The following is a 16782-nucleotide window of genomic DNA, read 5'->3' as shown; positions in this document are numbered from 1 at the left end:
CGGTGGAACTGGAAACTGATGTGCTCGTCGTCGGCGGTGGCCTCGGTGGAGTCGCCGCCGCGATGACCGCGGTCCGCCTCGGGCATCGCGCCGTACTGACCGAGCCGACGGACTGGCTGGGTGGACAGCTCACCAGCCAGCTCGTCCCGCCGGACGAGCACCCCTGGATCGAGCAGTACGCCGCCGGCGGGTACGCCGAACTTCGCCGGCGGATCCGCGACTACTACCGGCGGAACTACCCGCTGACTCCGGAGGCGGCCGCCGACCCGCTGCTCGATCCCGGCCTCGGCGTCGTCAGCCGCTTCTGCCACGAACCGCGGGTCGCCGCAGCCGTTCTCGAGGAGATGCTCGCCCCGTGGCGCGCCTCCGGACGCCTGACGGTGCTGATGGAGCACGAGCCGATCGCGGCCTCCACGTCCGGCGACGAGATCGAGGCAGTGACCCTGCGGGACCTTCGCGCGGGCGGCGAAGTGACCGTCTCAGCGACGTACGTCGTGGACGCGACCGAGCTCGGTGATCTGCTGGAGCTCGCGAACGTCGAGCACGTGATCGGCGCCGAAGGCCGCGACCGGACGGGTGAGTTGCACGCGCCCGAGGTCGCGGATCCGCTGGATCAGCAGGCGTTCTCGTGGTGCTTCGCCCTCGAGCACCGGGCGGGGGAGGACCACACGATCGAGCGGCCGGCCGGGTACGAGCACTGGCAGACCGCGGTCGCGCCGTTCTGGCCGGGACCGCAGTTGTCCTGGACGGACGTCGTACCGTCGACGCTGGAGCAGCGGGAGTGGAAGCTGCTCGACGCGAACCCGGAGCAGCGGGCGCCGTTCTCGCTCTGGCGGTACCGGCAGATCCTTGCTGAGAGCAACTTTGTCGACAAGGCGATCCCCGCGGTCACGGTGGTCAACTGGCCGCAGCTCGACTACTGGGAGCAGCCGCTGCTGGGCGCGCCCGACCCGGCGAAGGCGCTGGCCGCGAGCCGGGACCTCTCGCTGTCGTTCCTGTACTGGATGCAGACCGAGGGCGGCTACCCGGGCCTGCGGTTGCGTCCGGACGTCACCGGTACGCCGGACGGCCTCGCGAAGACGCCGTACATCCGCGAGGCGCGGCGGATCCAGGCCGAGTTCACCGTGCTGGAGCAGCATGTCGGCGTCGAGGCACGACCGGACGGAGCGGGCAGCGAGGTGTTCGCGGACACCGTCGGGCTCGGGCGCTACCGGATCGACCTGCACCCGAGTACGGCGGGCCGCAGCTACGTCGACATCGAGGCGTACCCGTTCCAGATCCCGCTCGGCGCGCTGATCCCGGTACGTGTCGACAACCTGCTGCCGGCGAACAAGAACATCGGGACCACACACATCACCAACGGTTGTTACCGCCTTCACCCGGTCGAGTGGAGCATCGGCGAGGCGGTCGGCGCACTGGTCGGCTTCTGCCTGACCGAAGGCCTGTCTCCGCGCAAGGTCCGCAACGATCCCACCCATCTGGCCGACTACCAGCGCCTGCTGGCGGACCGCCTGAAGACCCCGCTGGCATGGCCCGAAGAGATCCGCACCCATCGCGATTGAAGGGATGATGCTGTGCTCCGAAAGTCTTTGGCCGCCCTGTGCAGTGCCCTGCTCCTCTCCACAGCTGTGGTGAGCGCGTCCGCGTCCATCACCGCCCTTCCGGCTCTGCACACCGAAGGCAACCGCATCAAGAACTCCGCAGGTACCGATGTCACCCTCAAAGGTGTCTCCGTCATCGCCCCCGAACAGAACGACGTCTGCACCGACTGCAACTCCAAGCCGCTCAACGACCTGATCGACATGACGGTCGCGAACGGCTGGCAGTCCAAGGTGCTGCGGCTGCTCGTCACCGAGGCGATCGGCAAGGACCTGAACGCCTACGACGCCACCTACATCAAGCCGTACGTCGACCACGCGGTGGCCAAGGGTCTCTACGTGATCATCGACCTGCACCTGGTCCGCAACTACGGTGACGCCGCGGGCGCCGTACCGCAGGCCGATGTCAAGGGCTTCTGGGACGTCATCGCGCCGCGGTACGCGAACAACCCGAACGTGCTGTTCGAGGTGTTCAACGAGCCGATCGCGCCGGACAACTGGGCGACCTGGAAGTCCTACATCCAGCCCGTCGTGGACTCGATCCGGTCGGTCGCGTCCAACGTCATCCTGATGGGCAGCCCGTCCTGGAGCACCCGGCTGAACGGGGCGCTCACCGATCCGATCACCGGCGGCAACATCGCCTACGTCTACCACCTGTATCCGAACCAGGGGCCGGCGACCGCCGCGAACCTGGATCCCAAGTTCGGTACGGCGGCCGCGACACTGCCCGTCGTCCTGACGGAGTTCGGCTGGGACCCGTCGCCGTCGGCCAACGCGGTCACCGCCGGTACGACGTCCGGCTGGGGGCTGCCGTTGCGGCAGTACCTGGACGCGCGTCCGCAGATCGGGTGGCTCGGTTGGGTGTTCGACAACTTCTGGGCGCCGGTGATGTTCGACAAGTTCTGGAACCTGCTGTCCGGCGAGTACGAAGGCGCTTTCATCCGCGACTGGCTGGCCGGTGCTCCGGCGACGTCACCGTGCTCCAGTCATCTCGCGCGCGGGGCGAGCGCGACGGCGTCGTCGACGTACGACGCGAACTCGGGTGCGGTGAAGGCGGTCGACGGGTCGTGTACGGACAGCGGGCGGTGGATGTCCGCGGTCGGTGACACGACGCCGGTGCTGACTCTGAACTTCGGTGGGTACAAGGACGTCAACCAGGTGGATGTGTACAGCGGCTACGGCTACCCGAACGTCGCCACCGGGACCACGCTGACGGCGTTCAGGGTGGAAGGGCACACCGCTGCCGGGTGGGTCCAGCTCGGTAGTGTCACCGGTAACACCCGGTCGCTGGTCTCGGTGCCCGGGCCATCCGCGACAATTGACCAGTTGCGCCTGACCGTGACCGACCCGTCGAACACGACACCGGACATTGCCCGCGTCTACGAGGTGGCCGCTCACTGAACCCCAGTGGCCGGCCGGCTCACTTGGAGGAGGCCGTTGTCAGCGTCCCGACCGAGACGATTCGTCGCTGCGTTCCTCGCGGGTGCCCTCGTGTTCCCGCTGGTGCCGGCGGTCGCCGCACGGCCGGTGAAGCTGCAGGTCCTCTCCAGCCGCGCCGACACGGTGACGGGCGGCGACGCGCTGGTGCACGTCGACGTCCCCGATCCGGACGGTCAGGTCCGGGTGACGCTCAACGGTCAGGACGTGTCGGGGGCGTTCGTCCCTGACGACACCGGCCGGACCGGACTGGTCGACAACCTCCGGCCCGGAGCCAACGTGCTCCGGGCCGAGGCGGGCGGACGGCGTACGACGCTGGACGTGCGCAACTACCCTCGGGAGGGCCCGGTGTTCTCGGGTCCGCACGAGCAGCCGTTCGCGTGTGAGACGGCGAAGTTCAAGATCCCGGTGATCGGCGGCACGCTCGGCGCGCCGCAGGACGCCGACTGCACGATCGCGCCGCGGGTCGACTACTTCTACCGGACCACCGCGCGCCGCTGGGCGAAGTGGCCGGCCGGTACGTCGAGGTACCCGGCCGATCTCGCGGAGACGGACTCCGGTGATCCGTTCATCGTCCGGATGGAGACCGGGAGCGCGAACCGGGCGGTCGTGCAGACGACCATGCTGCACGACCCGCTGCGCGAGGGCGCGCCGACTCCGACCGAGCGGTCGTCGGGCTGGAACGGCCGCGCGATCTTCACGCTCGGCGGCGGCTGCGCCGGTGGGTGGTACCGCTCCGGTGCCACGACCGGCGGCGTCACGGACCCGTTCCTGCTCGGCCGCGGGTACGCGTTGATGTCGTCGTCGCTGAACGTCTTCGGGCAGAACTGCAACGACGTGACCGCGGCCGAGTCCGCGATGATGACCAAGGAGCTGTTCGTCGAGCACTACGGGCGGCCCGAGTTCACCATCGGGTTCGGCTGCTCCGGCGGTTCCTACCAGGCGCACCAGATCACCGACAACTACCCGGGGATCTTCGACGGGATCATCGTCGGCTGCTCGTTCCCGGACGTCGGCTTCGGCACCGTGCCGTTCATCACCGACGCGCGGCTGCTCGACTCGTACTTCGCGAGCCGCGCCAAGGTGCCGTGGACGAAGGACCAGAAGCGCCGGGTGGCCGGTTTCGCGAAGTACGCGACGCTGCCGAGTATGGCGGTCAGCGCCGGCCGGATCGACCCGCGGCGGAACTGCGCCGCCGTCCCCGTGGTGCTGCGCTACAACCCGGTCACGAACGCCCGCGGTACGCGCTGCGACGTCTTCGACCACACGATCACCGTGTACGGCACGGACCCTGCAACCGGCTTCGCGCGGCGGCCGCTCGACAACGTCGGCGTGCAGTACGGGCTGAAGGTGCTGCGGTCCGGCGTGATCACGCCGGCGCAGTTCCTCGATCTGAACGAGCGGATCGGCGGGTTCGACGCGGACGCGAACCTGGTCCCGGCGCGGACCGTTGCCGACCCGGAGGCGGTGCGGGCGGCGTACCGGACCGGGCGGCTGACCAATGGCGGGGGAGGGCTGAAGGACGTGCCGATCATCGACTACCGCGCGTACTCCGACAACCTCTCGTACGGCGACATCCACACCCGCTACCACACGCTCTCGATGCGCGCCCGGTTGCAGAAGGCGAACGGGACCGCGGTCAATCAGGTGAGCCTGCTCGAGGACACGAAGTACGGACTGTTCAGTACGGCGAGCCCGCTGCTGCGGCACGCGGTCGACGAGATGGACAGCTGGCTGACCCAGCTGACCGCCGACGGGACCAACCGGCCGCGGATCGACAAGATCGTCGCCGCGAAACCGTCCGGTCTGGTCGAAGGGTGCCGCGGACCGGACGGCTTCATCGCACAGCCGCTGGACCGCAACCCGTCGTCCCGCTGCGAGAAACTCTTCCCGTCCGCGTCGTTCCCACGCGAGGTAGCAGGCGCCGGCGTCGCCTCGGACATCATCAAATGCGAGCTGCGCACGCCGAACCGTTCGGAGTACCCAGGCTTCACCGATGATCAGTGGGACCAGCTCCAAGCGATCTTCCCGGACGGCGTCTGCGACTGGTCGAAGCCCGGCGTCGATCAACAGCCCCTCGCCGGCACCTGGCTCAGCTACCCAAACTGAACCTGAAGCGATGTTTCCGGGGTTGGAGGTCGTGCGGCGGGAGGATCGGTGCGCCGCTGGTCGGGCTGCCGAGCCCGTGTTGTAAGGCGTCCAGGGTGATCCACACGCGATCGCTTGCGACGAGGTCCGCTGGGTGCTCGGCGGCGGCCAGGTCCGCGATGGTCCAGCGTCGGACGGTCAGCGCGAAGCTCGGGTCGCCGGTGAGGCGGAGCTTGCCCGCGGTGCCGGACAGCTCGGCCCAGCGGACGTCGCCGCGGGCACCGTTCTCCTGGGGATACAGGTACGGGATCTGCAGGTCGTCGATGGTGCTTGTGTAGCGGCCGATCCGGGCCGCCGACCGCGAGTCGGGATAGGCCTGGCCCGGTCCTCGGCCGAACCACGTCAGCTCCCTGAAGCCGGCCGGCACCCCGAAGGTCACGCCGAGCCGCGCCCACGGCACCAACCACTCACCCAACGGCTCCACGTCGACATCGGCCGTCAGGCTGTCGCCGTCGGTGGTCCAGTGGTACGTCGTGAGCACGCGCGCGTCCGTCGCCGCGGCCCCCACCATCGTCACCACCGTCAGTTCGTCGTCGGACCGCTCCACGGCGACGGTCCGGTACCGCAACCGGTCGAGCCCCGCGTTGGCCCACCGGGACTTCCGGTCCAACGTCGTCGCATCCCAGGTGCGCGCATCGTGCTGAGTCGGCGCCCGCCACAGTTCCAGCGGTACGTGCTCCACCTCCCAGCCGCTGAGCCCGATCAACCGTCCCGTCCGCCGGCAAAACCGCCCCGCCCCCAACTGCCCCGCCCCCAGCTGCCCCGCCCTCAGCTGCCCCGCCCTCAGCTGCACCGCCGAGGGTTCACCCTTCCCCCGGCCCGTTTCCCCACCCGTATGCGGGGTGGAAACCGTCGGCCTGATGGGTTCACCCCTGAAATGGCCGGTGGGTGGGGGAGAGGGGTGGAGTTGGAGTTGGTGCTGCGTGAAGGCGACTTCGTGGCCCGCGCGGGCCCAGGGGGTGTCGCTGGTGAGGACGGCTCGGATCGTCAGCCAGCGTTCGCGGTTCCGGAGGTCCGGGAGGTCGGGGAGCTTGACCGTGGTGGAGTCACCCGCGGAGACGACCGGGAGGTCGAGGGTGCCACGGGCCACGACTGTGCCCTCGTCGGCGACGTCCCATTGCAGACTGAGGTGCGAGGTGTCCGAGACGTCGTACCGGTTGAGGATGGTGAGGACGTCGTCGGTGACGGTGAGGCGGACCGGTTCGTAGACCTTGTGGACCTCGGCGAGGACCGGCTGTGGTGTGAGGTCGGGGAAGACGAGGCCGTCGAGGACGTATGTCCCGTCGTGCAGTTCCTCACCGAAGTCTCCGCCGTACCCGTAGGAGCCGTCGGGCCGCAGGATGCCGTGTTCCATCCATTCCCACAGGAAGCCGCCCTGGCAGCGTTCGTACCGGTCGAACAGGTCCTCGTACTCCGGGAGTCCGCCGGGACCGTTGCCTCCGGCATGCGAGTACTCGCACAGCACGAACGGCATCGCCCGCCGGCGCGCGTCGAGGGCCGGATCGTCCAACGGCTTCTCGGCCCGTTTCCCGATCGCCTCGACCTCCGCATGCGACGCGTACATCCGGCTGTACACGTCCACGTCCGCGCATGACAGATCACCCTCGTAGTGCAACGGCCGCGACGGATCCCGGTCGCGGGTCCACTGCGCCATCGCGGTCAGGTTCGACCCGACGCCGGCTTCGTTGCCGAGCGACCACATGATCACCGACGGGTGGTTCTTGTCCCGCTCGACCGTCCGCCGCATCCGGTCGATCGACGTGTCCAGGAACCGCGGGTCGTCGGCCGGGTTTCCCTTCCACCCGAGCAGGAAGAAGCCGTGCGTCTCGTAGTCGCACTCGTCCATCACCCAGAACCCGAGCTCGTCGCACAACTCCAGCAGCTTCGAGTCCGGCGGGTAGTGGCTGGTCCGGATCGCGTTGATGTTGTGCCGTTTCATCACCAGCAACTCGGCTCGCAACCGCTCGTCCGGTACGGCGCGACCGAACACCGGATCGTGCTCGTGCCGGTTCACCCCGTGGAAGACGATGCGGCGCCCGTTGACCCGCAGTACCCCGTCGACGATCCGCACCGTGCGGAAGCCGATCCGCAGTGACACCTGCTCACCCGGCAGTTCCACGACCGCGTCGTACAACCGGGGCTCCTCGGCGGACCACGGCTCGACGGCCGGAATCGTCAGCGGCTCACCGCACGGCGCCTCGACGCCGAGTTCCGGGATCCGTACGACGGCACCCGGGATCGACTCCACCCGCAGTACCCCGGCACCGTCGACGTAGTCCGCGTGCACGAACACATCCGCGTCGACGGGCCGCGCGATCAGCGTGACGTCGCGGAAGATCCCGGGCAGCCACCACATGTCCTGGTCCTCGAGGTACGAACCGGACGACCACTGGTGCACGCGGACCGCGAGCACGTTCCGCCCGGGCCGCAGTACCTCGCCGACCGCGAACTCGGCCGGCAGCCGCGAACCGCGCGTCACCCCGAGCTCGACCCCGTTCAGCCAGACGCGCGCGCACGAGTCCACGCCGTCGAACCGCAGTACTGACGAGCCGGTCCACGAGGCCGGGAGCTCGAACGCCAGCCGGTGGTCGCCGGTCGGGTTCTCGTCCGGCACGTACGGCGGGTCCACCGGGAACGGGTACTTCTGGTTCGTGTACGCCGGACTCCCGTGACCGTGCATCGGCCAGCTCGACGGCACCGGCAGCCAGTCCCAGTCGGAGTCGTCGAAGTCGATCGCCTGGAACCCGTCCGCGGCGTCCGCCACGGTCGGCGCCCACCGGAACCGCCACTGGCCGTTCAGGCTCAGCCGCGGCGCATCCGACCGTACGGCGGCCCGCGCCGGCAGCACGCCGTACCCGGGTCCGGGATCTTCCCAGTAGGTCATCGGGCCTCCCGGCCTGGACTGAGGAGCGGAGGGAGCGTAGCGACTGGAGCGACGAGGGAAGGACGGGAGTCACAGCCCGATGACCCGCCGCGACGGAGTCGCGGCATGTACAGAGTCACGCGTCCTCCCGGATCCACACCGTCATCGGGCCGACCGTCCGGTTCGCCCACGCGTAGTAGGGAATCGCGGTCAGCGGGCCGTCCCGTCCCGGCACCTCGACAGTCGTCACGCCGCCGAGCAGATCGGGCTGCTCGCGCTCGACGAGGTCGCCCGCGACGACAGCTGTCTCGTCGAGGACGACGTCGGTGTCCTGCTGCTCGAAGCAGTACACCAACGGTCCGCGTTCGATCGCGACGCAGCCGCGGACCGAGTCGATCCGATCGTCGGGCCTCGTACGACGGGCCGCGACCGGCAACTCCAGCACGACCTCGTCGCCGACCGCCCACACTCGCCGCAGTGGTCCCTCGTGTCCGTTGACGGTCAGCCGATGACTCTCGGCCCAGGCGGGAATCCGCAGCCCCAGCGTCCACGGCGCGTCCGGCGCCGCCGTGATCCGCACCCGTACGGTCCCGTGCCACGGGTACTCGGTCTCCACCTCGAACCCGACCTGTCCCGCCGGCAGCTCGGCACTCACCGAGGCCGGTGCGTACAACTGGATCTGCACGCCGTCGTCGTCCGAGGTCGCGATCAGCTGATCCAGTGACGACAAGGTGCGCATCACGTTCGGCGGGCAGCACGCGGTCCCGAACCAGGGCTGCCGGCCACCGACCGCGGATCGCTGATCGTCGGCGAAGGCGTTGTTCCGCACCTTCAACGTGTTCACGTAGAAGAACCGGTCGCCGGCGAGCGAGACGCCGGAGATCACCGCGTTGTACAGCGTCCGCTCGATCAGGTCCGCGTACTTGCTCTCCCCCGTCGCGAGCAGCAGCCGCCAACTCCACTGCACGCTGGCGATCGCCGCGCAGGTCTCGCAGTACGCCGCATCCGGCGGCAACTCGAACGGGTCGCCGAACGCCTCGCCGTACCAGCGCGCGCCGACGCCACCGGTCAAGTAGGTCTGACTCTCGACCATCGTCGCCCACGTCGCCCGCAACGCGCCGAGCAGCTCGTCGTCGCCGGTCTCGACCGCCACATCGGTCGCGCCGGCCGCGAGATAGAGCGCCCGGACCGCGTGACCGGCGATCGTCCGCACCGCACGCACCGGCAGGTGATCCTGGAAGTACGCCGGTCCGTGGTGACCCGGGACCGTGAGCATCCCGTGCCCGCGGGCCTCGACGAAGTACCTGGCCAGCTCGAGGTACGCCGCGGTTCCGGTCTCGCGATAGAGATCGACGAGCGCCATCTCGATCAGCGGGTGCCCGTCGATACCTTCCAGCCGGCCGGGCCCGAATGTCTTGCAGAGATGATCGGCGAGGCGGCACGCGACGTCGAGCAGAAGGCGATCCCCGGTGGTCCGCACCTGCGCGACCGCCGCCTGCAGCAGATGGCCCGCGCAGTAGAGCTCGTGGCCCTTCTCCAGGTCGCCGTACCGCCGGCCGTCGAGGACGAGCCGGGTGTAGGTGTTCAGGTAGCCGTCGGCCTCCTGTGCCGCCGCGACCAGGGCGCTGCCGCCGGACTGCCAGGCAGCGAGCTGGTCCGAACGGCCGCGGGCCTGTTCCCAGGCGACGGCCTCGAGCCACTTGTACACGTCGGTGTCGGCGAAGAGCTTGCCCTCGAACCCGGTGACCGGCTCCTGCCCGGACGCCTGCCGGAAGTTCCGCAGCGTGCCGACCTCCTCGAGCCGCCGCGCGGCCGCCGGGATGGTGGTCTCCCGGTTGATCCGCTGGCGGTTCGACCAGAACCCGCCGCTGAGCTTCGAACCGCCGAGGGGAAGTGGGCGCACAGGCATGGGGGCAAGGTAACCACCGCTCGCGAGGTCGGGGCAAGAGTTCGGTGCAAACGATTGCGAGTTCGGAATCCTGTGTGTGCAAACGATTGCAATCTCTCGGCGTCACGCCCTTGACATCGGCTCGTAACCTCCGTGACCATGAGGGCCGTCGTTCCATTCGGAGTTGACTAGATATTCAGACTGCGCACCTCAGCAGCCGCCCCCTGCCGAAAGCGAGGCATGGACGATGACCGAAATCTCCCCGGACACCGCGTCCGCCGCGGAGCCGCCCCTCACCTCGACGACACCGCCCGGCTGGTCCCGGCGCGGCTTCGTCGGAACCACCGCCGCCGCCATCGGGGTCGCGTCGCTGGGTGTCACGCCGACCGCGAGTGCGAAGACCGCCGCCGTCCGGACCGCGAACGACGACCGGCTGCCGGCCTTCCCCGGTGCCGAGGGCGCCGGCAAGTGGGCCAAGGGCGGCCGCGGCGGATCCGTGTACGAGGTGACCACGCTGGCCGATTCCGGACCCGGGTCGCTGCGGGACGCCGTCTCGGGTTCGGACCGGACGATCGTGTTCCGGGTCTCCGGCACGATCCAGCTGGAGACCGGCCTGCTGATCGCCGGCAGCAACCTGACCATCGCCGGACAGACCGCGCCTGGTGGCGGGATCTGCGTGGCGGGCCACAGCACGAACATCAAGGGCAGCGCGCACGACATCGTGATCCGCTACCTGCGGTTCCGGCTCGGCGACGAGAACGAGATCGCCGACGACTCGTTCAACACCAACGTCCCCGGATCGGTCAGCCCGCAGATCCGCAACCTGATCATCGACCACTGCTCGTTCAGCTGGGCGGTCGACGAGTGCCTGTCGCCGTACGGGAACTTCGACGTCACCGTGCAGTGGTGCATCGTGTCGGAGGGCCTGGCGCTGTCCGCGCACCCGAAGAACCGGCACGGGTACGGCGGGATCTGGGGTGGTGAGCGCAACACCTACCACCACAACCTGATCGCCCACGAGGGCGGCCGGAACCCGCGGTTCGGCTACACCGAAGCCATCACGCTCGAGGTCGACCACTACAACAACGTGATCTACGACTACGGGTACACGTCGTTGTACGGCGGCGAGTGGGCCAACGGAATCAACATCATGAACAACTTCTACAAGCCGGGCCCGACCACCCAGGACGAGGTCGCGCCGGTGGTGCTGAGCGCGAACCGCGGCGGCCAGTGGTACGTCGCCGGCAACCAGGTCGAGGGCTACCCGGACGTCACCGCCCACAACCGTAAGGGCATCCGTTACCCGATCGGCGGCATCGTCGAACTGACCCAGCCGCACCCGATCCCGGGCCGCGGCGATGTCCAGGCGCCGAACAAGGCGTACGACGCGGTGCTCGCGGGCGCGGGTGCGATCCTGCCGAAGCGGGACGCGGCCGACGCCCGGGTGATCGCCGAGGTGCGCAACGGCACCGGCCGGCTGATCAACTCGCAGAAGGACGTCGGCGGTTACCCGGATCTCGTCCAGACGCCAGCGCCGGTCGACTCCGACCACGACGGCATCCCGGACTGGTGGGAGAAGGCGAACGGTCTCGACCCCAACGACCCGTCCGACGCGCAGAAGATCGCCCCGAACGGCTACACGAACCTCGAGAACTACCTGAACTCACTGGTCCCGGACCCGGTCGGCAACCCGACGGTCGCGATCACCAGCCCCGCGCAGAACCAGACGATCCCCGGCCGTACGCCGCCGACTGTCACGGTGCAGGCGGATGCCGCCGCCGCGAAGGGCGGCCGGCTCGCGAAGGTCGAGTTCTACGTCGCGGACCAGCTGATCGGCAGCGCGACGAGCGCGCCGTACCAGGTGCAGTGGAAGAACGTTGCCGACGGCTCCTACTGGCTGACCGCCCGGGCGACCGACCAGAACGGTACGTCGACCCAGTCGACCGCCGTCCAGGTCCACGTCAACCGGCAGACCGGTACGGCGGCCTGGACCTCGACCTCGGTCGGCAGGCCCCCGGTGCCGGGCTCCGGCAACCTGGAGAACGGCGTCCTGACGATCAAGGGCTCGGGCCGGATCTACGGGCGGAACAGCAACTTCCACTACGTGTACCGCAAGCTCCAGGTCGGCGGTGCCGGCGCGGTCTCGCAGATCACCGCGCGGCTGGACAAGATCAGCAAGATCGCGAACGGCCTGACCGCGGGCCTGATGATCCGCGACAGCCTCGACCCGGCCGCGCCGTACATGTACGGAGGCATCGGGTACGGCGTCGCCGGTGGGTACGGCACCGTCAACGACAACGCGAGCGCCGCGCCGACCGCCACCGACGACGGCGGCATGAAGGCGCAGGCGATCCGGATCCAGACCGACGGCACTGTGCCGAGCGTCGGGCCGTGGCCGTGGGACGGGACCTACCTGGACCACACGAAGGTCTACTGGCTGCGGCTGCTTCGGCGTGAACGCCCGGAGTTCGGGGACGTCGAGTTCGAGGCCTACATCGCAATAGCAGATGGCATCTCCACGGATCAGGTCAAGTGGGACCGCTTCGGCTACGAGAAGCTCGTGATGCCGAGCCGGACCTTCTCCATCGGTTTCGCCGTCGACGGCGGCCAGATCGACAACGGTCTCGTCGACTACGGGACGGCGCAGTTCAGCAACATCACGCTCGAGCAGCAGTGAGGTCAACCATGAGATCTGGGTCTGAAAGTACCTTGAACCGTAGGCGTCTGCTGCAGGGCGGTCTCGGCCTGCTGGCGGTCGCCACCATCCCGGGCTGCGGCTTCTTCGACACCAAGCCGGCCGGGTCCGGCGCGCAGGCCGCGACGGCCGGCGAGAAGGAGTCGCCGATGCTGAAGGCCCTGGTGGACAAGGGCTCCCTGCCCGCGCTCGCCGAGCGGTTGCCGAAGAACCCGCCGGTGATCAAGCCCCTGGAGGGCAAGGCGCAGTACGGCGGCACCTGGCGCTCGGCGATGCTGACCCAGGAAGACACCCAGTGGCTGTGGTACGCGATGAACTACGAGCCGCTGGTCCGCTGGAAGCCGGACAAGACCGGCAAGCCCGGGTACGACGAGATGGAGGCGAACGCCGCCGAATTCACGGTCGATGCCGAGAGCAAGGTGTTCACCTTCAAGCTCCGCGACGGCCTGAAGTGGTCCGACGGCAAGCCGTGCACCGCGGACGACATGCTGTTCACGATCCTCGAGGTGCAGTGTGACGAGCAGCTGCACCCGGACGGCATCTACGACGCGTTCCTGTCACCGGACACGCAGAAGCTCGCGAAGGTCGAGAAGACCGACGAGCGCACGGTGACGATCACCTACACCGCGCCGCAGCCGTCGCTGCTCGGCCAGATCGCCGACGGCATCTTCCTCCGCGAGGGCGCCTACGGGATGCTGCTGCCGAAGCACTACTTCCAGCAGTTCCACCTGAAGTACAACAAGAGCGCTCAAGCTCTGGCGAAGAAGGCCGGCGTCGGCAGCTGGACCGACCTGTTCACCCAGAAGCAGAACCCGTGGACCAACCCGGACCAGCCGACGCTGGCGCCGTGGAAGGTGACCACCGCGCTCGGCAAGGGCTCCGCGGTCACCCTGACCCGGAACCCGTACTACTGGAAGGTCGACGACGCCGGCCGCCAGTTGCCCTACATCGACAACTGCCGCGTCGAGGTCGTCCAGGACGCCCAGGTCGAGCTGCTGAAGGTGATGAACGGCGAGTTCGGCATGCAGTACCGGAACTTCGGTACGCCGCAGAACAAGCCGGTCGTCGCGCAGAACCGGCAGAAGGGCAACTACAAGATCATCGAGGTGCCGACGCAGCTCACCAACACGATGGTCCTCGGGCTCAACCTGACGCACAAGGACGCCGTCAAGCGGGCGCTGTTCTCGAACAAGGAGTTCCGGGCCGGCCTGTCGGTCGCGATCAACCGCAAGGAGGTCATCGACGCGGTCTATGCCGGCCAGGGTGAACCCTGGCAGGGCGCGCCGCCGAAGGACTCGCCGTACTACAACGAGCAGCTGGCCACCCAGTTCCTGGAGTTCGACGCCGCGAAGGCGAACCAGCACCTGGACGCGGCCGGGCTGACGAAGAAGTCGTCCGACGGCAAGCGGCTCGGCGCCGACGGCAAGCCGGTGTCGATCGCGGTGCTGGTCAGCGAGTCGTTCCCGGACCACGTCGAGGCGATCGAGTTCATCAAGAAGCGCTGGGCCGCGGTCGGGATCGAGTTGCGCGCCCAGCCGGTCAGCGAAGACCTCTACAAGGAACGGGTCAAGGGCAACGACCACGACGCCGGCACCTGGACCTGCGGCACGTTCGTGCTGCCGACCGGCACCGGCGGTGACCACTACTGGGTCCCGACCAACGACGGCAGTGCCCGGTACGGGATCGGCTGGGCGCAGTGGTACCAGTCGAAGGGCGAGAAAGGGATCAAGCCGCCGGCCGAGGTACAGAAGCAGCTCGAGCTGTTCACCAAGGCGCGGCAGGAGCCGGACCCGGACAAGACCCTCGACCTCGGCAAGCAGGTGCTGCAGATCGCGGCCGACCAGTTCTACTACATCGGGATCAGCTCGGTGCCGAACACCTACGGTGTGGTGAAGAACGACTTCCACAACGTGCCGGCGGAGATGAACGAGTCGGTGGCGCCGGGCATCGTGCACCCCGAGCAGTTCTCGATGGAGCAGTAGCCGATGCTGCGCTTCGTGGCCCGGCGGCTGGTCTGGATGTTCCTCACGCTGGCGGCGATCTCGTTCGTCACCTTCGTGGTCATCAAGCTGCCGCCGGGCGACTACACCACCACGGTGATCGCGAACGCCGAGGCCCGCGGTCAGGACATCCCGGACTCGCAGATCGCCGAGCTGAAGCGGCACTACGGTCTCGACAAGCCGTTCATGGTCCAGTACCTGACCTGGATCGGGGGCGTCGTCCTGCACGGCGACCTCGGGCAGTCCTTCGCGTGGAACCAATCGGTGTCCAGCTTGATCGGGAGCCGGGTGCTGCTCTCGATGGTGCTGTCGATCGCCAGTCTGTTGTTCGTCTGGGCGATCGCGTTCCCGATAGGTATCTACAGCGCGCTGCGGCAGTACTCCACCGGCGACTACCTGGCCTCGTTCCTCGGCTTCATCGGGATGGCCGTCCCGGAGTTCATGCTCGCGCTGGTGATGATGTACGTCGGCTTCCGGTACTTCGGTCAGAGCGTCGGCGGACTGTTCTCACCGCAGTACGCCGACGCGGCCTGGAACCTGGGCAAGCTCATCGACCTGATCTCGCACCTGTGGATCCCGATCGTCGTGGTCGGAGTCGCCGGTACGGCGGGTCTGATCCGGATCACCCGGGCGAACCTGCTCGACGAGCTGCACAAGCCGTACGTCGCGACCGCCCGGGCCAAGGGACTGCCGGAGTGGAAGCTGCTGCTCAAGTACCCGGTCCGGATGTCGCTCAGCCCGTTCTTCAGCACCGTCGGCTGGTTGCTGCCCGGCCTGATCAGCGGCGAGACGATCGTGTCGGTCGTGATGAGCCTGCCGACCAGCGGCCCGCTGCTGCTCGGGGCGGTGAAGAGCCAGGACATGTACCTGGTCGGCAGCTTCGTCCTGATCCTCAGCACGCTGACGGTGATCGGCACGATGCTCAGCGACCTCGCACTGGCCTGGTGGGATCCGCGGATCCGCACCCGGTTCCAGAAGGGATAGATCTAGATGGTCCAGCAGACCGAGGCGATCGCCCCCGATCCCGTGCACGATTCTGGGCACGCGGCGCCGCCGGGGGAGGTGGTGAAGAGCCTTCGTGACCACGGCGCGCTGCCGCAGTGGCGGTTGATGTGGCGGCAGTTCCGCCGGCACCGGCTGGCGCTGATCGGATTGATCGTGCTGATCCCGATCTACTTCGTCGCGCTGTTCGCGGGGTTCTTCGCACCGTCGAACCCGGACACCGCGCACACCGCGCTGCCATACGCCCCGCCGCAACGGATCCACGTCGACAGCGAGCACGGGATGTTCGTGTACGGGTACTCCTCGACGCGCGACAAGGAGACGTTCGAGCAGACCTTCACCGTCGACAAGTCGAAGATCGTCGACATCGGCTGGTTCGTGCGCGGTGACGAGTACTCGGTCCTCGGGCCGATCAGGTCGAACCTCCACCTGATCGGACCGACGACGGCCGGCGAGCCGTTCTTCCTGGTCGGTGCCGACCAGTCCGGCCGGGACCTGCTGTCGCGGCTGATTCACGGTGCGCGGGTGTCGCTGTCGATCGGCCTGGTCGGGGTGTTCGCGAGCTTCCTGCTCGGCATGCTGATCGGCGGTATCTCCGGCTACCTGGGCGGCACGGTCGACAACATCATCCAGCGGATCATCGAGTTCATCATGTCGATCCCGACGCTGCCGCTGTGGATGGCGTTGTCGGCGGCCCTGCCGGGCAGCTGGGGACCGTTGACCAGGTACTTCGCGATCACGGTGATCCTGTCGCTGATCGGCTGGACCGGTCTGGCGCGGGACGTCCGCGGCCGCTTCCTCAGCCTGCGCGAGGAGGACTTCGTGATGGCCGCCCGCCTCGACGGGGTCGGCCGGACCGGGATCATCTTCGGCCACATGGTGCCGTCGTTCGCCAGCCACATCATCGCGTCGGTGTCGATGGCGGTGCCGCGGATGATCCTCGGCGAGACCAGCCTGTCGTTCCTCGGTCTCGGTCTGCAGCCGCCGGCGGTCAGCTGGGGTGTGCTGCTCGAGGGTGCACAGAACGTCCGCGCGGTCGCCACCGCCCCGTGGCTGCTGACTCCCGGTCTCGCGGTCGTGGTCGTCGTACTCGCGATGAACTTCGTCGGTGACGGTCTCCGGGACGCCGCCGATCCCTACAAGTGAGGAGC

Annotated in this window: 9 protein-coding genes; 7 read left to right on the top strand and 2 right to left on the bottom strand. The window is 68.4% G+C overall.

The window, feature by feature from the left end:
- The first annotated feature begins 2 nt into the window (after window positions 1–2).
- From ACFYRH_RS21675 to ACFYRH_RS21665, 3 genes are read left to right on the top strand one after another with little or no spacing between them, the layout of a single operon-like run.
- Window positions 3–1562: an FAD-dependent oxidoreductase gene (locus ACFYRH_RS21675; protein ID WP_387777882.1), complete on the top strand. Its 1560-nt coding sequence runs from the start codon at window positions 3–5 to the stop codon at window positions 1560–1562.
- Between the two features lie 12 nt (window positions 1563–1574).
- Window positions 1575–2999 (top strand): cellulase family glycosylhydrolase, encoded by a 1425-nt coding sequence (locus ACFYRH_RS21670; RefSeq protein ID WP_387777880.1) that lies wholly within the window; start codon window positions 1575–1577, stop codon window positions 2997–2999.
- A 36-nt stretch (window positions 3000–3035) separates the two neighbouring features.
- Window positions 3036–5144 carry a DUF6351 family protein gene (locus ACFYRH_RS21665; RefSeq protein ID WP_387777877.1) on the top strand — a complete coding sequence of 703 codons (2109 nt, stop codon included), beginning with the start codon at window positions 3036–3038 and terminating at the stop codon, window positions 5142–5144.
- Here the strand turns inward: ACFYRH_RS21665 and ACFYRH_RS21660 are convergent.
- Both ACFYRH_RS21660 and ACFYRH_RS21655 read right to left on the bottom strand, forming a co-directional pair.
- Window positions 5128–8067: a glycoside hydrolase family 2 TIM barrel-domain containing protein gene (locus ACFYRH_RS21660; protein ID WP_387777874.1), complete on the bottom strand. Its 2940-nt coding sequence runs from the start codon at window positions 8065–8067 to the stop codon at window positions 5128–5130. The two genes, ACFYRH_RS21665 and ACFYRH_RS21660, sit on opposite strands and share 17 nt — an antisense overlap.
- Window positions 8068–8182: 115 nt before the next feature.
- Window positions 8183–9955 (bottom strand): glycoside hydrolase family 127 protein, encoded by a 1773-nt coding sequence (locus ACFYRH_RS21655; protein WP_387777871.1) that lies wholly within the window; start codon window positions 9953–9955, stop codon window positions 8183–8185.
- A 226-nt stretch (window positions 9956–10181) separates the two neighbouring features.
- Between ACFYRH_RS21655 and ACFYRH_RS21650 the strand changes: the two genes are divergently transcribed.
- The 4 genes from ACFYRH_RS21650 to ACFYRH_RS21635 are packed head-to-tail and all read left to right on the top strand — an operon-like array spanning window position 10182 to window position 16777.
- Window positions 10182–12611 (top strand): Ig-like domain-containing protein, encoded by a 2430-nt coding sequence (locus ACFYRH_RS21650; RefSeq protein WP_387777868.1) that lies wholly within the window; start codon window positions 10182–10184, stop codon window positions 12609–12611.
- Window positions 12612–12643: 32 nt separating this feature from the next.
- A complete protein-coding gene (locus ACFYRH_RS21645; RefSeq protein ID WP_387777865.1) occupies window positions 12644–14611 on the top strand; it encodes an ABC transporter substrate-binding protein in 1968 nt (655 codons plus the stop codon).
- Between the two features lie 3 nt (window positions 14612–14614).
- Entirely contained in the window at window positions 14615–15613 is a 999-nt protein-coding gene (locus ACFYRH_RS21640) for an ABC transporter permease (protein ID WP_387777862.1), read from the top strand.
- Between the two features lie 6 nt (window positions 15614–15619).
- Window positions 15620–16777, top strand: coding sequence for an ABC transporter permease (locus ACFYRH_RS21635; RefSeq protein WP_387777859.1), 1158 nt, complete (start codon window positions 15620–15622; stop codon window positions 16775–16777).
- The last annotated feature ends 5 nt before the right edge of the window (window positions 16778–16782 follow it).

This window comes from Kribbella sp. NPDC004875 (genome assembly GCF_042873375.1).
GTDB lineage: Bacteria > Actinomycetota > Actinomycetes > Propionibacteriales > Kribbellaceae > Kribbella.
Note: the sequence above shows the minus strand (reverse complement) of the source record. Positions and strands in the feature narration are given on the sequence as shown.